The following is a 14503-nucleotide window of genomic DNA, read 5'->3' on the forward strand; positions in this document are numbered from 1 at the left end:
GTAAATCCTCCTCACCCTCGCTTACTTCAGACGACCCGCGCTACGCCGGCGCACGATCATGCTGGCCGTGCGTTTGTTCCTGCGCGTCTTGTAGCCGAGGGCCGGCTTGCCCCATGGCGTCTTTGGCCCGGGCATACCAATCGGCGAACGGCCTTCACCACCACCGTGCGGGTGAGAACTGGGATCCATAGCGATACCACGCACCTGCGGCATATGACCACGCCAGCGCAGGCGCCCAGCCTTGCCCCAATTGATGTTGGCATGGTCGGTGTTGCCAACCTGGCCAAGCGTCGCCATGCACTGCACGCTGATCAGACGCACCTCGCCGGAGGGCAAACGCACCTGGGCATAGTCGCCGTCTCTGGCCAGCAACTGCGCCGATACGCCCGCAGAGCGCACCAATTGGCCGCCGCGGCCCGGCTGCAGCTCGATGTTATGGATCACAGAACCGAGCGGAAGATTGGCGATCGGCAGGGCATTACCACTGCGCACCTCGGCATCTGGCCCGGACATCAACTTGTCATTAACCTGCACCCCCAGGGGCGCCAGGATATAGCGCTTCTCGCCATCGGCATACACCAGTTTGGCAATACGCGCCGTCCGGTTAGGGTCATACTCGATGCTCTCGACACGAGCGGGCACGCCAACCTTGTCGCGCCGAAAGTCAATCAAGCGGTAGCGCTGCTTGTGCCCACCGCCCTGGTGGCGTACCGTTATCCGGCCCTGCTGGTTTCGCCCACCGCGCTTTCGCATACCGGTGAGCAGTGAGCGCTCAGGCTGCGTCTTCGGCGTAAGTTCCGTGAAGGTCGCAACGCTCATGCCGCGCCGGCCCGCTGAGGTGGGCCGATAGATCTTGATTCCCATCGCTTAAGCTCCTCTTACACGCCTTCGAACACCTGGATCGTCCCCCCAGGTGCCAGCGTGACATAGGCCTTTTTCCAGGCGATATGGCGCACTACTTGGCGACGGGCGGCACGCTTGTGCTTGGCCGGCATGTTGGTGATGCGCACATCCAAGACTTTCACGTTCGGAAAAACCGCTTCCACTGCATCTTTCACCTGGTGGCGATTGGCGCGGCGGTCCACTTCGAACGCATAATGGTTGGACAGTTCACGCATAGCCATCGTTTTTTCCGAAATCAACGGCCGCTTGAGAACTTCATAGATATGCATCGCTAATTCCCTCCGACTCAGTCCGCCAGGAAAGATTCGATCTGCTCAAGCGCCGCCAACGGCAACACCAGAGTTTCGTACCCCAGCAGGTCGCGCACATTGAGATAGCCGGCGCGCAGGGTCTTCACATTGGGAAGATTACGCGCGGACAACTCCATGGTCTCATTGCGTTCAGACAACAAAATGAGCGCGCTCCGCTTGATATCAACCTTGTTGAGGAACTGCACAATTGTTTTTGTCCTGGGCGCGTCCAGGGCAAACTCCTCGACCACCACGATCTGCTGTGCCGCGGCCTTGACTGTCAGCGCCGAGCGCATCGCCAGGCGCCGCATCTTGCGCGGCATGTCCTGCGTGTAGGTGCGCGGCTTAGGCCCAAAAGCAACGCCGCCATGCCGCCAGTGCGGCGCACGGGTGCTGCCCTGACGCGCACGGCCCGTGCCCTTCTGCCGCCACGGCTTCTTGCCGCCACCCTTGACCTCGGCACGCGTCTTGGTGTCATGGGTGCCCAGGTGAGCATTGGCAAGCTGGCGGATGAACGCCTGGTGCATCGCGGAACGATTCACCGGCGCTGCAAAGATATCGTCGCGCAGTTCAATCTGCCCGACCACTTCGCCACTGATGTTATGAACTGGTACTTGCATGATTCTTCCCTCCGGTGCCCATCAACCCGCTTTGCGCGCTGCCCGGATATACAGCAGGCCATTTTTGGCGCCTGGCACTGCCCCACGCACCAACAACAGGTTACGCTCGGCGTCCACCTTGACAACACGCAAGTTGCTGACCGTCACCCGTGCCGCGCCCATGTGCCCCGCCATGCGGGTGCCCTTCTCGACACGACCAGGCGACGTGCCGGCGCCGATGGAGCCGGGCGATCGCTGGCGATCCGACTGGCCGTGCGTCTTGGGGCCGCCATGGAAACCGTGGCGCCGCATTCCGCCCTGAAACCCACGACCCTTGGACACACCGGTCACGTCCACCACATCACCCGCCGCAAACACGTCGGCGGTGATCTTCTGACCAACCTGCCACTCGATCTTGTCGTTGCGATAGGCGCGAAACTCGCGCAGGGTGCGCAACGGCAGCAATTTTTTCGTGCTCAGATGACCGAGCTCGCCCTTCGTCAGACGCCTGGGTTTCACCTCGTCGAAGCCGAGCTGCACCGAAACATAACCATCTTTTTCCAGCGTGCGCATCTGGATCACGTAGCACGGCCCAGCTTCGATGACGGTCACCGGGACCACCTGGCCCTTTTCGGTGAAAACCTGCATCATACCGATCTTTCTTCCAATAATGCCCTTCATACGGTCCTGGAAGTAAGGACTGCCAACGGCCTGACTCCGCCGCATCATCCCCAGCTTCCCATCCTCCTTTGATTGGTCATCCCGGCTCCTGGCCCCGGTTATCCCGGGCTACGATGGCCTTCCATAAACAACTGGAGGGTACCTGTCAGCGGCCAGGTACCCTCCAGTTGCGCCACGCGGCGAATGGCTTTCCATTCGCTTTTGATGGCGTTCACATGGTGGGACCGTTCATGGCAGCTTGGGCTGACAGACTAGTCGTCCCCCGTACCGTCGCTCGTCAGGCAGTGGACGGTACAGACACAGCGACGAGATAGCTTGGTTCGTCGCGTCGTTTATGTTCTTTTTTGGTTTACAGCTTTATTTCGATATCAACACCTGCCGGAAGATTCAAGTGCATCAACTTGTCAATCGTCTTCTGGCCCGGATCAATCACATCAATCAAACGCTTGTGCGTGCGAATTTCAAACTGTTCGCGCGAATCTTTGTCAATGAACGGCGAACGATTGACGGTAAACTTCTCGATGCGCGTCGGCAGCGGTACAGGACCAACAACATTCGCGCCGGTCTGCTCTGCCACATCCACAATCTGTGCCGCCGAGCTATCTAGAACCCGATGGTCATACGCCTTGAGTTTGATGCGGATTCGTTGCTTCGCCATGCTTCCCCCTGGGTCAAGAATTGGACAAGAGAGAAGGCCCCTGGCGCTTCTCTCTTGTTTGCATCCTTGTTGCGGATGTTAGTTCATCATCTTGGTGATGACGCCGGCGCCAACGGTGCGGCCACCCTCACGGATGGCAAACCGCGACCCCACTTCCAACCCGACCGGTACGATCAGCTTGATCTTCAGGTTCACGTTGTCGCCCGGCATGACCATCTCCAGCCCTTCCGGCAAATCGCACGTCCCGGTTACGTCCATCGTCCGAATGTAGAACTGCGGCCGGTACCCGTTGAAGAACGGCGTGTGCCGTCCGCCCTCTTCCTTCCGCAACACGTACACCTCGCCCATGAACTCCATGTGCGGCTTGATCGAACCCGGCTTGGCCAATACCTGCCCGCGCTCCACATCGGTGCGCGTGATCCCCCGCAGCAGACAACCCACGTTGTCCCCCGCCTCGCCGTTCCAGAATCTTCTTGAACATCTCGACGCCAGTCACGATCGTCTTGCGCGTATCTCGCAATCCCACAATCTCGATCTCTTCGCCCACCTTGACTGTGCCACGCTCGATACGTCCCGTCACCACCGTGCCCCGACCCTTGATCGCAAACACATCTTCCACCGGCATCAGGAACGGCTTCTCCGTCTCACGCACCGGCGTCGGTATGTACTCGTCCACCACTCGCATCAAGTCCCAAATGCACTTGTACTCCGGCGCATTCGGATCCTTCGAACTCGATTCCAATACCTGCAACGCACTGCCACGCACGATCGGAATGTCGTCCCCAGGAAAATGCTGGCTCGTCAGCAACTCCCGTAACTCCAACTCCACCAACTCCAGCAGTTCCTCGTCGTCCATCATGTCGCACTTGTTCAGGAACACCACCATCGCCGGTACTTCCACCTGCCGCGCCAGCAAGATGTGCTCCGCGTCTGTGGCATCGGCCCATCCGGCGCCGCTACCACCAGGATCGCACCGTCCATCTGTGCCGCACCCGTGATCATGTTCTTGATGTAGTCCGCATGTCCCGGACAATCTACGTGCGCATAGTGCCGCTTCGCTGTCTGGTATTCAACGTGCGCAATCGCAATCGTGATGCCGCGCGCCTTCTCTTCCGGCGCATTGTCAATCGAATCAAATGCACGAAAATCCGCCCATCCCTTGAGCGCCAACACCTTCGTGATTGCCGCCGTCAAACTCGTCTTCCCATGGTCAATATGACCAATCGTCCCCACGTTGATGTGCGGCTTCGTTCGCTGAAATACTGCCTTTGCCATAGCTCCGAATGACTCCTTTCACTCACCAATCACTCACCAACAACGACATCAAGAGTCGCGCTGCGCACTCCAGGTCGCAAATTCACTGTTTTTCTCGTTTGATACCTGTTTGAATCTTGCCACGCAAACCTAACTATTATACGTAGAACAATGATCTTGGCAAATACCTCAGGCCAGGCGGTGAGAAAATGCACAGACCGCCCGCATGCCAAGCCACTGGCCTACGCACCCAGGTGTGCGTGCCTCACCGGTTGAGCAGCTTCTGCGTCTGCTCCGCAGATACCGGCTGGTAATGATCGAACTCCTGGGTGAACACACCACGCCCCTGCGTTCGCGAACGCAGATCGGTGGCATAGCCAAACATGGCGGCCAACGGGATGAACGCGCGCACCGCCTGCGTGCCGGTGGAGTGCATCTCGATGCCATCAATCTGCCCACGCCGTGAACTCAGGTCGCCGATCACATCGCCCACGTAATCCTCAGGTGTCACCACTTCTACCTTCATGATCGGTTCCAGCAGAACCGGCCCGGCCTTCAGCGCGCCGTCCTTCAGGGCCATGGAAGCGGCAATCTTGAAGGCCAATTCCGACGAGTCAACTTCGTGATAGGAACCGTCCACCAGCCGTGCAACCATGTCAATCAGCGGGAACCCGCCGATGATGCCGTTCTCCATCGCTTCCTTGATACCAGACTGAATGGAGGAGATGTACTCGCGCGGCACCACGCCGCCCACCGTCTTGTCCTCGAACAAGAAGCCTTCGCCTGGCGCCAGCGGCTCAAGTTCCAGCCACACATCGCCATACTGACCGCGGCCACCGCTCTGGCGTATGAAACGGCCCTGAATCTTCACCTTCTTCGTAATCGTCTCGCGGTAGGCAACCTGCGGTCGTCCCACCTTGGCCTGCACGCGGAACTCGCGTAACATGCGGTCTACCAGAACTTCCAGGTGCAACTCGCCCATACCCGCAATCAGGGTCTGGCTGGTCTGCTCATCCACCTTCACCTTGAAGGTCGGGTCTTCTTCGGCCAGGCGTTGCAGCGCCATAGACATCTTGTCCTGGTCAGCCTTGGTCTTCGGCTCGATGGCGATCATGATCACCGGCTCAGGGAAGGAGATATTTTCAAGAATCACCTGGTCGCCAGGATCGCACAACGTGTCCCCGGTAAAGGTCTGTTTCAGGCCGATGATGGCGCCAATGTCGCCAGCCGAGATGTCGGTCAGGTCTTCGCGCTGATTGGCACGCATGCGCATCAGGCGGCCGATGCGTTCCTTGCGCCCCTTGGTTGAATTGATCACCCCGCTGCCGGCGTTGAGCACACCGGAGTAGACGCGCACATAGGCCAGGCGCCCGACATAGGGATCGGCCACAATCTTGAACACCAACGCCGACAGAGGCGTCGCGTCATTGGTGGGGCGAATCTTGTCAGCATTGGTATCGGGGTCCACACCATGCACCGCCGGAATGTCGAGGGGAGAGGGCAAATAGTCCACCACCGCGTCCAACAAAGGCTGCACGCCCTTGTTGCGCAATGAACTGCCACATAAAACCGGCACCAGTTGGCTGGCCAATGTCGCCCGGCGTAACGCCGGACGCAGCTCCGCCGTGGTGATCTCTTCGCCTTCCAGGAACTTCAGCGTCAGATCTTCATCGGTCTCGGCAATGGCCTCGATCAGTTTGTCGCGCCATTCTTTGGCCTCGGCCTGCATGCTGGCCGGAATCTCACCGATCTGGGGTGAAGCACCCAGCTCGTCGGTGAAAACAACCGCCTGCATCTCCATCAGATCCACGGCGCCCTTGAACGTATCCTGCACACCGATCGGAATCTGTATCGGTATAGGCTTGGCTCCCAGGCGCGTGCGGATCATGTCAATCGTGCGCCAGAAGTCGGCGCCGATGCGGTCCATCTTATTGACCAAGCAGATGCGCGGCACGCCATAACGATTCGCCTGGCGCCAAACCGTCTCCGATTGTGGCTCCACGCCGGCCACGGCGTCGAACACCACCACGCCGCCATCGAGTACACGCAATGAGCGCTGCACTTCAGCCGTAAAGTCAATGTGGCCCGGCGTGTCAATCAGGTTGATCTGATAATCACGCCAGGAGGTGGTAATGGCCGCAGCGGTGATGGTGATCCCGCGCTCCTTTTCCTGCTCCATCCAGTCGGTGACGGTGGTGCCTTCGTCCACATTGCCCAGGCGATAGGTGCGTCCTGAGTAAAAAAGCACGCGCTCGGTTGTCGTTGTCTTGCCCGCATCAATGTGGGCAATAATGCCGATGTTGCGGATACGTTCTAGCGAAAATTCACGGGCCATGGCTGCTGATCCTTGAGACAAGGACGAAGGGCAAAGAATGGCTCTCTGCCCTTCGTCTCGAAATAAACACGCTTCCACGAACGACGGTCAATCCAATTGATCCGTCTCCAGGCGCTCCCCCCACAAGGGCGGCGGCGTTTTACGGACGAAAAATTACCAACGATAGTGTGCAAAGGCCCGATTGGCCTCTGCCATCTTATGCGTATCTTCCTTCTTCTTGATCGCATTGCCCTGGTTGGATGCTGCATCGAGCAGCTCGCTGGCCAACCTTTCGGCCATGGTGCGGCCCGGGCGATTGCGCGCCGCCTGCACCAGCCAGCGCATGGCCAACGCGCCGCGGCGCTCTGGCTCGATCTCCACCGGCACCTGGTAGGTTGCGCCACCCACACGCCGTGGCTTGACTTCAAGCGTCGGCGTCACGTTGCGCATCGCAGATTCAAAGGTGTCCATCGGCGCTTTCTTGGTCTTACCCTCGATGATGTCGAGCGCCGAATAGACAATGCGTTCGGCCACGCTCTTCTTGCCACGCTGCATGATGCGATTGATCAACCGCGTCAGTGTTTCGTTACTATAGCGGCTATCTGGAATAATCGGTCGAAGCTCGGCTCGATTTCGTCTTGACATACAAACCTCCGCAGGAGATTCCGGGTACAGGGCGGCAACTGCCTCCAACAACAAGGCAACCATGCCGCTCCACAGCCGTCATTCTCGTTACTTCTTGCCCTTGGCCGGGGTGGCTGGTTTCTTGCCCTTGACAGCCTGACCGGCCTTCGGGCGCTTGGAGCCATACTTGGAACGACCACGCTTACGGTTCTCGACGCCGGTGGTGTCTAGCGCCCCACGCACGATGTGGTAGCGCACGCCGGGCAGGTCCTTGACGCGACCGCCCCGCACCAACACAACCGAGTGTTCCTGCAAGCGATGACCCTCACCTGGAATATAGGCTGTGACTTCGATACCGTTCGTCAAGCGTACACGAGCGATTTTGCGCAGCGCCGAATTCGGTTTCTTCGGTGTAGTCGTACGGACCTGCGTACACACGCCCCGCTTGAAGGGGTTGCCAGTCTTGATACGCTGTGTCCGGCCGCTCAACGCGTTGTATGAAAAACGCAGCGCCGGCGCCTTTTCTTTGGCCTTCTGGGGCAGGCGGCCCTTACGGACCAACTGATTGATGGTAGGCAATTTCTTCCTCCGCGATGACTGGCCTCAGGCAACACAAAACCGCCCGCGCGCCAGGCCTGAGGCCTTTACCGGCGCCATTCCCATCGTCCGCACGCAGCGGAACGGGAGCGAGGCGGGAAAAAGGGCCGACGTTGTATCGTCAGCCCTATCATAGGGCGCATTATAACCACAGATTTGTGACTGGTCAAATTTGCCCGTTACGTTCGCATGGCCGATTTCAAGCTGCGTGTCAGAACATGGTATAATCGGCCCCACAATAACACATGGGGAGCTTGCCGTGACACGTCACCCCGGCATTCGCGCCGGTTTCTTGGGAGCAGCCGCGAGCATCGTTTTCTCGTTGCTCGCCTTGATTCCCTTCTTTGGCTGTCTGATCATGCCGGTCAGCCTTTTCTTGTACCTGGGCGTCGGCATGCTGGCGGCCCATCTGCAACTGCGCAGCCGCCCACAAGCCTTCATGCCGCGCAGCGCCATGCAGCGCAGCGCACAGGCTGGCTTTCTGGCCGGCCTGATCACAGGCCTGGCCGATGGCGTGATAGGTCTGGCTACGGTGCCGGTGGCGCTGCCCTTGACCGGCGGCAGTGAGGCCATTCTGGCGCAACTGCCCCCCTCCATTTCCGACCTGGTGCTTTCGCTGGGCCTGGCGCCGGCCGATGTTTTCAGCACCAGCGGCATCTTCGTACTGGCAGCGCTGGTCGCGCTCCTCACCATCGTGGTGGCTACGATCCTCGGCACCCTGGGCAGCATCCTATACGTGGCGGCCCCGGTGCGGCGCTCACGCACGGTCACGTGACTTGCCCCCGCCAGACCGGAAGTGCCGTACCGCGGCCCAGTCAGCTCGCCTCACACCTCTTCTTCGAAGCGCTCGCCGCAATGTGGGCAGGTCACGTCAGCGGCACTTACCTCACCACCACAATGATCGCAGGTCAGGGAAAAGTGCGCGCCACAGGCAAAACAGCGTGTGGCATCTGCGTCCACCACATGCTGGCACTGCGGACACAGGCTGACGCCGCAGACGCCACATTCACTGCTGCCCGCCGGCAAGCGGGTGGCGCACTGTGGGCAGGCAAAGGTGGGCGCAGGCGCGGCCACCTGTCCGCAGCGCGGACAGGCGTTTTCTTCATGCACCAGAACCAGGGCACAGCGGGTACAAATACGATGCCTGCAGGCCTGGCAGAAGCCCCGGGCCAGGGGAAATTCGGCCCGACAGGTGGGACAGCGCACCATGACGAGCACCCCGCCCACGCCAAAAACCTCACCACTCGGCCGCCCAGCCAGGTCGAACGCCTGGCCGCAAGCGTCGCACGCCGTCACCTCGCCAAACACGCGGGCGTTACAGCGCGGGCACACCCGCACAAATGAACGTCCGCAGTTGGGGCACTCGCTGGCCTGGGTCAGCAACGTAAAGGCACAATCCGGGCAGGCAAACTCCAACAGCAAGCCACAGGCCTCGCATAGGCCGTCGGCCTCGCCCACAGTGGCGCCGCAGCGCGGGCAAAACGGCTGCCCACATGCCAGGCAGCTTCCCTGTTCCAGGAACACATCCGCCCCGCAGTGCGGGCAGCGGCCTGTGGGCGGCTCAAACATCGCGCTGATCCCCGGCCCGGATTCTACTGCCGTGCGACTGCCGAAAATTCCCGGAACATCCGAGAGCGCAGGGGCCAGGTTCGTGGAGTTTGCAGAGTTCGAGAATGAAGGATCGGCGTCTTCCATCAGCGAAGCGCCGCAGGTGGGACACAGACGAGTTCCCGCCGCAATCTGGGCGCCACAGGCAGAGCAAGCGAGATCGAACTCCAGCCCGCAACGGGGGCATTGCAGCGCATCCTCTGGCAGCAGGGCGCCGCAGTCCGGACACAGATCAGCATCACAGGCCGGACAAGTGTCACTGCCTTCGAATACCGGTACGCCGCACGATGGGCACGGGAAGGTGAATTCCGTAGCACACTGCGGGCAGGCCAGGGCATCCGGCTCTACTTCGGCGCCGCAGTTGGGGCAGGTCAGCATGAATTCCACGCCACACACCGGACACGCGTCATCCTCCGCACTGACCGCCGCGCCGCACGCCGGACACAACGCCTGCGTACATTCAGGGCATTCTCCGCTCCCGTCCTCGATCTCTGCTTGACACATTGGACACTGCATAGCTTTCCTCCTGCACAAGGCATATGGGCACTCAGTATGCACTACCCTGCGGCAACCTGCAAATCTGAACACGCACCAGAACAGACACCCGGTTTCTGCGGGAAACCGGGTGTCTCGAAAAACAAAGTTAGCGGTGGGCGGTGTTGGGCGCCTTGTCCAGGGTTTCGAGCGCCCTTTGCAGTTGAACGTCCTGGGCCGCCTGGAATTCCTCAGGCGTCATCGTCCGCAAGCGGGAGGGGGTGATGAGCATGACATCCATCGGCAACACCACGGTGATGTCCGGCTCGATGCCCTGGTGCCAAATGACGCGGCCGTTGGGCGTTAGCCATTGGCGTGTGGCCAGCAGCAGCGCAGAGCCATCATCCAACTCGAACTGATTGAGCACCGTGCCCGTGCCGAAGGTGGTCTGACCGATCAACTGGCCGCGACCCTGGTCTTGCAGGGCGCCGCTGACAATTTCGGCCGCGCTGGCCGTGCCCTGGTTGATCAGCACCACGAGCGGCATATCGAGGGCCACGCCGCCGGGCTTGACCGCCAACGGTTTGCGGTTGCCTTGTGCGTCCTGTTCCTGCATCACCAGGCCATCGCCCAAGAATTGACTGGCGACGGCGATGGCTTCATCCAACAAACCACCGGGGCTGTTGCGCAGGTCAAGAATGATTTTTTGTGCGCCATCCACTTTGCCCTGTTGCAGCGCCGTCTTCAGATCATCGCTGACCCGCTCGCTAAACGAGCCGATGCGCACAAGCAACACCTGCGTCCCCGGAATCATGTGGGCCGAGACGTTGATCAACGGAATCTTGGCGCGGACGATCGGGATGTCCGTCACCTGGTTGTCGCCCTCATGCAAAACGGAGAGAACCACCGTCGTGCCCTTCGGCCCCCGCACGCGCTGGATGATGTTGCTCAGCGCCATCCCGGTGGTGTCTTCACCATCCACTGCGACGATGACATCGCCAGCACGTATACCGGCCCGCTCGGCCGGTGAATTCTCCATCGGTGACACCACCACGGGCATGCCATCCTTGGTGGTCAATTCGGCGCCGATGCCCTCGAAATCACCGGACAGGGCCTGACTTTCGGCTTGCATCATCTCCGGGCTGAGGAAGCGGCTGTGCCCGGTATCACCGAGGGCTTCCACCATGCCGGAGATGGCCCCATAGGCCAGGCGTTGCTCCTCGATCGCGGTGCGGTCCACGTAATGGTTCTGAATGATCTCGCGTGCCTGCCACAGGATTTGGTATTGAGGCGGCCCTTCGTTGATCTGGTCGGCGGTGGAGCCGGGCAGCGTGCCGTTGCGCTCCAGCATGGCGCCGACGAGAAAGCTGGTGGGGGCAATCACGGCAAACAGAATGAAGAAGGCTGCCACGGCCAGCAAACAGCCAGGCAGACTGGGACGTTGATTGGTCATTGTTTTTTTTGGAACTCCCTCTGTCGCGCGGGTCAAGAACCCAACGGTTGGCAACGCGTGAAAGGCCTCTTTTTGCCCATCTTTCTTTCTCGTGCGATAATGTCAGGCCAAAATGTTAGCACGAGCGCGGCGCCCAGACCGTGAGCAGGCGCCCGGAGTCACATAGGGACAAAGAGAGACATGGCAACAACATCTGATTTGAAAACAGGCAACATCATTCGCTATAACGACGATCTGTGCGAAGTGATCGAATACCAGCACATCAACCCCGGCAACTGGCGCGCCTTTGTGCGTCTGCGCCTGAAGAGCTTGAAAACCGGTCGCGTGGTCGAAGACCGGGTACGCGCCGGCTCCGAGATTGACCTGGTGCGTGTGGACCGCCGCGCGATGCAGTTAAGCTACCGCGACGGCGATGACTTCGTGTTCATGGACCCAGAGACATTCGAACAGATTATGGTGACGAAGGCCATGATGGGTGATAAGGCACGCTTTCTACGCGAGAACGATTCAGCTTTCGTGGTGATGGAAGGCGAAAATTTGCTCAGTGTGGACTTGCCAACCTTCGTCGTCTTGAAGGTGGCGGAGACCATGAATGCGATTCGTGGCGACACAGCGACCAACGTGACTAAGGCAGCAACGTTAGAAACCGGGGGCATCATCACCGTGCCTTCTTTCGTCAACCAGGGCGATTCACTCAAGATTGATACCCGCACGGGCGATTACATTGAGCGCGTGAAGTAAGACTGCAAGGGGCCACGGGCGAACCCAGCCCCCCCAGGGGGGCCGCCTGAGCAGTTACTTCTGCGCAGAAGCCCGCCGCTTGGACAAAAAACACCCGGAGCTTGATGGCTCCGGGTGTTCGATTTACAAAGGGTGCCGGTTAACCGACGTTCCTGCTATTGCTTAGCGATCGCGATCGCCACCGCGCCTGCCGCCGCCGCCGCCACTGCTGCCGCCGCCGAACCCACGGCGCTCGCCGCCGCCGCTACCACCACCGCCGCCGAAGCTGCGGCGTCCACCGCCAAAACCACCGCGGTCGCCGCCGCGATCACCGCCGCCAAAACCACCTTCACGCGGTTCACGTGGGCGAGCAGCATCAACCCGAATCTGGCGATTCTGGAACGAAGCCCCATTCATTTGCAGGGCCTTCTCTGCGCCTGGCGCGTCCTTCATTTCCACAAAACCGAAGCCCTTGCTCTGGCCAGTCTCGCGGTCACGAACGACTTCCGCCGTCTTAACTTCCCCAGCGCTGCTAAACAGTTGCGCAAGGTCGTTGTCCGTCATGGTATAGGGAAGGTTCCCAATATACAACCTGGTACTCATCAAATCACTCACCTTTGCCCTCAGGCACGAAAACTAGATTCTAACTACACTAGCGGCATTGACGCCTTTAGCGCCTTGACGGAGCTCGAACTCAACACGCTCACCCGCCTGAAGCGTGCGGAAGCCATCCGACTGGATGGCGGAGTAGTGCACAAAAACGTCTTCACCGTTATCTTGGAGGATGAATCCGTACCCCTTGGCACCGTTAAACCACTTGACCGTTCCGACCATGCGCTTTTCCACTGACGCTGCGCAACCTCCCAAACCGATATCTGTAGGTGATGGACCTGATGACGGGAAAACAAAAACGCCACCCGGCCTTGCAAGCCTGACAGCGTTCACCACGTCCGAACAGATGCTTACTGCAACCTACAGAACGACATTCTAGCACAGATGCGAGAACTCGTCAAAATACGCCTAATGCAAAATCATATGGTATACTGTGTAGAAGTTCGACTGCCAACGCAATCGGTTCACAAAGGAGTGACATTTATGGACTTCGCATTGACCCCGGAACATCTACAGGCACAACAGATGGTGCGCGACTTCGTTCACAGGGAGATCGCGCCCATTATCAAGGATGCCGACCGCAGCCAGCAGATGCACCCCAGCATCTTGTCCCGCATGGCCGATCTGGGCATCCTCGGCATCTGCATCCCACAAAAGTACGGCGGCCAGGGCTTTGACTACATTACGCTGGGCTTGGTGTGCGAAGAACTGGAAGCGATGGACACCAGCCTGCGCGTGGTGATGTCAGTACACGTGGGCCTCAACAGCCTGGCCATTTTGCAGTGGGGCACCGAGGAGCAGAAGCAGAAATTCCTGACGCCACAGGCCAAAGGCGAGAAGTATGCCATGTTTGGCCTGACAGAACCAGGCGTCGGCAGCGATGTGGCCGCCATGACCTCGACCGCGCGACGCGACGGTGATGAATACATCGTCAACGGCGAAAAGATGTGGATTTCCCTGGCCACGAAGGCGCACCACATCCTGTGGGTGGCGCGCACCAACCCAGAACGGCCGGACCCGCACGATCAGCTCAGCGCGTTCATCATCGAGACCGATCGTTCAGGCGTGACTCGGGGCGACATCCACGGTAAGCTGGGCGTGCGCGCCGGCTCGACCGGCTGGGTCAACTGCCAGGATGTGCGCGTGCCGGTCGCCAATCGCCTGGGTGAAGAAGGTGAAGGCTTCAAGATCGCCATGTCCTGCCTGGACAACGGCCGCTACACAGTAGGCTCCGGCGCGGTGGGGCTGATTCGGGCCTGCCTGGAAGCCAGCACCAGCTACGCCACTTCGCGCCGGGCGTTTGGCAAAGAGATCGGCAAACATCAACTGGTGCAAGAGAAAATCGCCAAGATGGTGCGCGATTACGAATATGGCCGCCTGATGACGCTCAAAGTCGGCTGGATGAAGAACATGGGACTGCGCAACACCCAGGAGACGTCGCTGCTCAAGTGGTTTGCTACCGATGCCTCTTTTCAAGCGGCGCACGAAGCCATCCAGATTCACGGCGCCTATGGCTACAGCGATGAGTACGACGTGGAGCGCTATCTGCGCAACTCGCGCGGGGCCATCATCTACGAAGGCACAAGCGAAATCCACATGCTGATGCAGGCCGGTTACGCGCTGGGCTATCGCAGCAACGCCCCTTTGCGCTGTGAACTGCCCCCGTACGATCCCGCAGTGTGGGAAAGCTAAGCAAGACCCGCCAAGACACACGTC

The 14503-nt window shown here is 59.8% G+C and carries 15 protein-coding genes and 1 pseudogene; 3 read left to right on the forward strand and 13 right to left on the reverse strand.

Annotation, left to right across the window (positions count from 1 at the left end; translation table 11 throughout):
- Positions 1-21: 21 nt before the first annotated feature.
- From rplB to rpsL, 9 genes and pseudogenes are all read right to left on the reverse strand, one after another.
- Entirely contained in the window at positions 22-864 is an 843-nt protein-coding gene (gene rplB, locus IPF85_RS11880; RefSeq protein ID WP_343408296.1) for a 50S ribosomal protein L2, read from the reverse strand.
- Positions 865-878: 14 nt separating this feature from the next.
- Entirely contained in the window at positions 879-1172 is a 294-nt protein-coding gene (gene rplW / locus IPF85_RS11885) for a 50S ribosomal protein L23 (protein ID WP_343408297.1), read from the reverse strand.
- Between the two features lie 17 nt (positions 1173-1189).
- Positions 1190-1816: a 50S ribosomal protein L4 gene (rplD, locus tag IPF85_RS11890; protein ID WP_343408409.1), complete on the reverse strand. Its 627-nt coding sequence runs from the start codon at positions 1814-1816 to the stop codon at positions 1190-1192.
- Positions 1817-1834: 18 nt separating this feature from the next.
- Entirely contained in the window at positions 1835-2473 is a 639-nt protein-coding gene (gene rplC / locus IPF85_RS11895; RefSeq protein WP_343408298.1) for a 50S ribosomal protein L3, read from the reverse strand.
- A 349-nt stretch (positions 2474-2822) separates the two neighbouring features.
- Positions 2823-3131 carry a 30S ribosomal protein S10 gene (rpsJ, locus tag IPF85_RS11900; RefSeq protein WP_343408299.1) on the reverse strand — a complete coding sequence of 103 codons (309 nt, stop codon included), beginning with the start codon at positions 3129-3131 and terminating at the stop codon, positions 2823-2825.
- A gap of 78 nt (positions 3132-3209) precedes the next feature.
- Positions 3210-4406, reverse strand: a pseudogene (tuf, locus tag IPF85_RS11905) (elongation factor Tu).
- 244 nt (positions 4407-4650) lie between these two features.
- A complete protein-coding gene (gene fusA, locus IPF85_RS11910; RefSeq protein WP_343408300.1) occupies positions 4651-6720 on the reverse strand; it encodes an elongation factor G in 2070 nt (689 codons plus the stop codon).
- 153 nt (positions 6721-6873) lie between these two features.
- Positions 6874-7344, reverse strand: coding sequence for a 30S ribosomal protein S7 (gene rpsG / locus IPF85_RS11915; protein ID WP_343408301.1), 471 nt, complete (start codon positions 7342-7344; stop codon positions 6874-6876).
- Positions 7345-7431: 87 nt separating this feature from the next.
- Positions 7432-7902: a 30S ribosomal protein S12 gene (gene rpsL, locus IPF85_RS11920; RefSeq protein WP_343408302.1), complete on the reverse strand. Its 471-nt coding sequence runs from the start codon at positions 7900-7902 to the stop codon at positions 7432-7434.
- Positions 7903-8179: 277 nt separating this feature from the next.
- Here rpsL and IPF85_RS11925 point away from each other — a divergent pair, with 277 nt between their 5' ends.
- Positions 8180-8695, forward strand: coding sequence for a hypothetical protein (locus tag IPF85_RS11925; RefSeq protein WP_343408303.1), 516 nt, complete (start codon positions 8180-8182; stop codon positions 8693-8695).
- Between the two features lie 50 nt (positions 8696-8745).
- Here IPF85_RS11925 and IPF85_RS11930 read toward each other — a convergent pair whose 3' ends face one another.
- Both IPF85_RS11930 and IPF85_RS11935 read right to left on the reverse strand, forming a co-directional pair.
- Positions 8746-10044 (reverse strand): zinc ribbon domain-containing protein, encoded by a 1299-nt coding sequence (locus IPF85_RS11930; protein WP_343408304.1) that lies wholly within the window; start codon positions 10042-10044, stop codon positions 8746-8748.
- Positions 10045-10171: 127 nt separating this feature from the next.
- Entirely contained in the window at positions 10172-11455 is a 1284-nt protein-coding gene (locus tag IPF85_RS11935; protein WP_343408305.1) for a S41 family peptidase, read from the reverse strand.
- Positions 11456-11635: 180 nt separating this feature from the next.
- On the opposite strand from IPF85_RS11935, the gene efp reads away from it, so the two are divergent.
- Entirely contained in the window at positions 11636-12196 is a 561-nt protein-coding gene (efp, locus tag IPF85_RS11940; protein WP_343408306.1) for an elongation factor P, read from the forward strand.
- Between the two features lie 162 nt (positions 12197-12358).
- Here the strand turns inward: efp and IPF85_RS11945 are convergent, their stop codons facing one another.
- A complete protein-coding gene (locus IPF85_RS11945) occupies positions 12359-12778 on the reverse strand; it encodes an RNA-binding protein (protein WP_343408307.1) in 420 nt (139 codons plus the stop codon).
- A gap of 33 nt (positions 12779-12811) precedes the next feature.
- Positions 12812-13009 carry a cold shock domain-containing protein gene (locus IPF85_RS11950; protein ID WP_343408410.1) on the reverse strand — a complete coding sequence of 66 codons (198 nt, stop codon included), beginning with the start codon at positions 13007-13009 and terminating at the stop codon, positions 12812-12814.
- A 261-nt stretch (positions 13010-13270) separates the two neighbouring features.
- On the opposite strand from IPF85_RS11950, the gene IPF85_RS11955 reads away from it, so the two are divergent.
- The gene (locus IPF85_RS11955; RefSeq protein WP_343408308.1) at positions 13271-14479 is read left to right on the forward strand and encodes an acyl-CoA dehydrogenase family protein; all 1209 of its coding nucleotides are present in this window, start codon (positions 13271-13273) and stop codon (positions 14477-14479) included.
- The last annotated feature ends 24 nt before the right edge of the window (positions 14480-14503 follow it).

The sequence above is a fragment of the Candidatus Amarolinea dominans genome, assembly GCF_016704685.1.
Lineage (GTDB): Bacteria > Chloroflexota > Anaerolineae > SSC4 > Amarolineaceae > Amarolinea > Amarolinea dominans.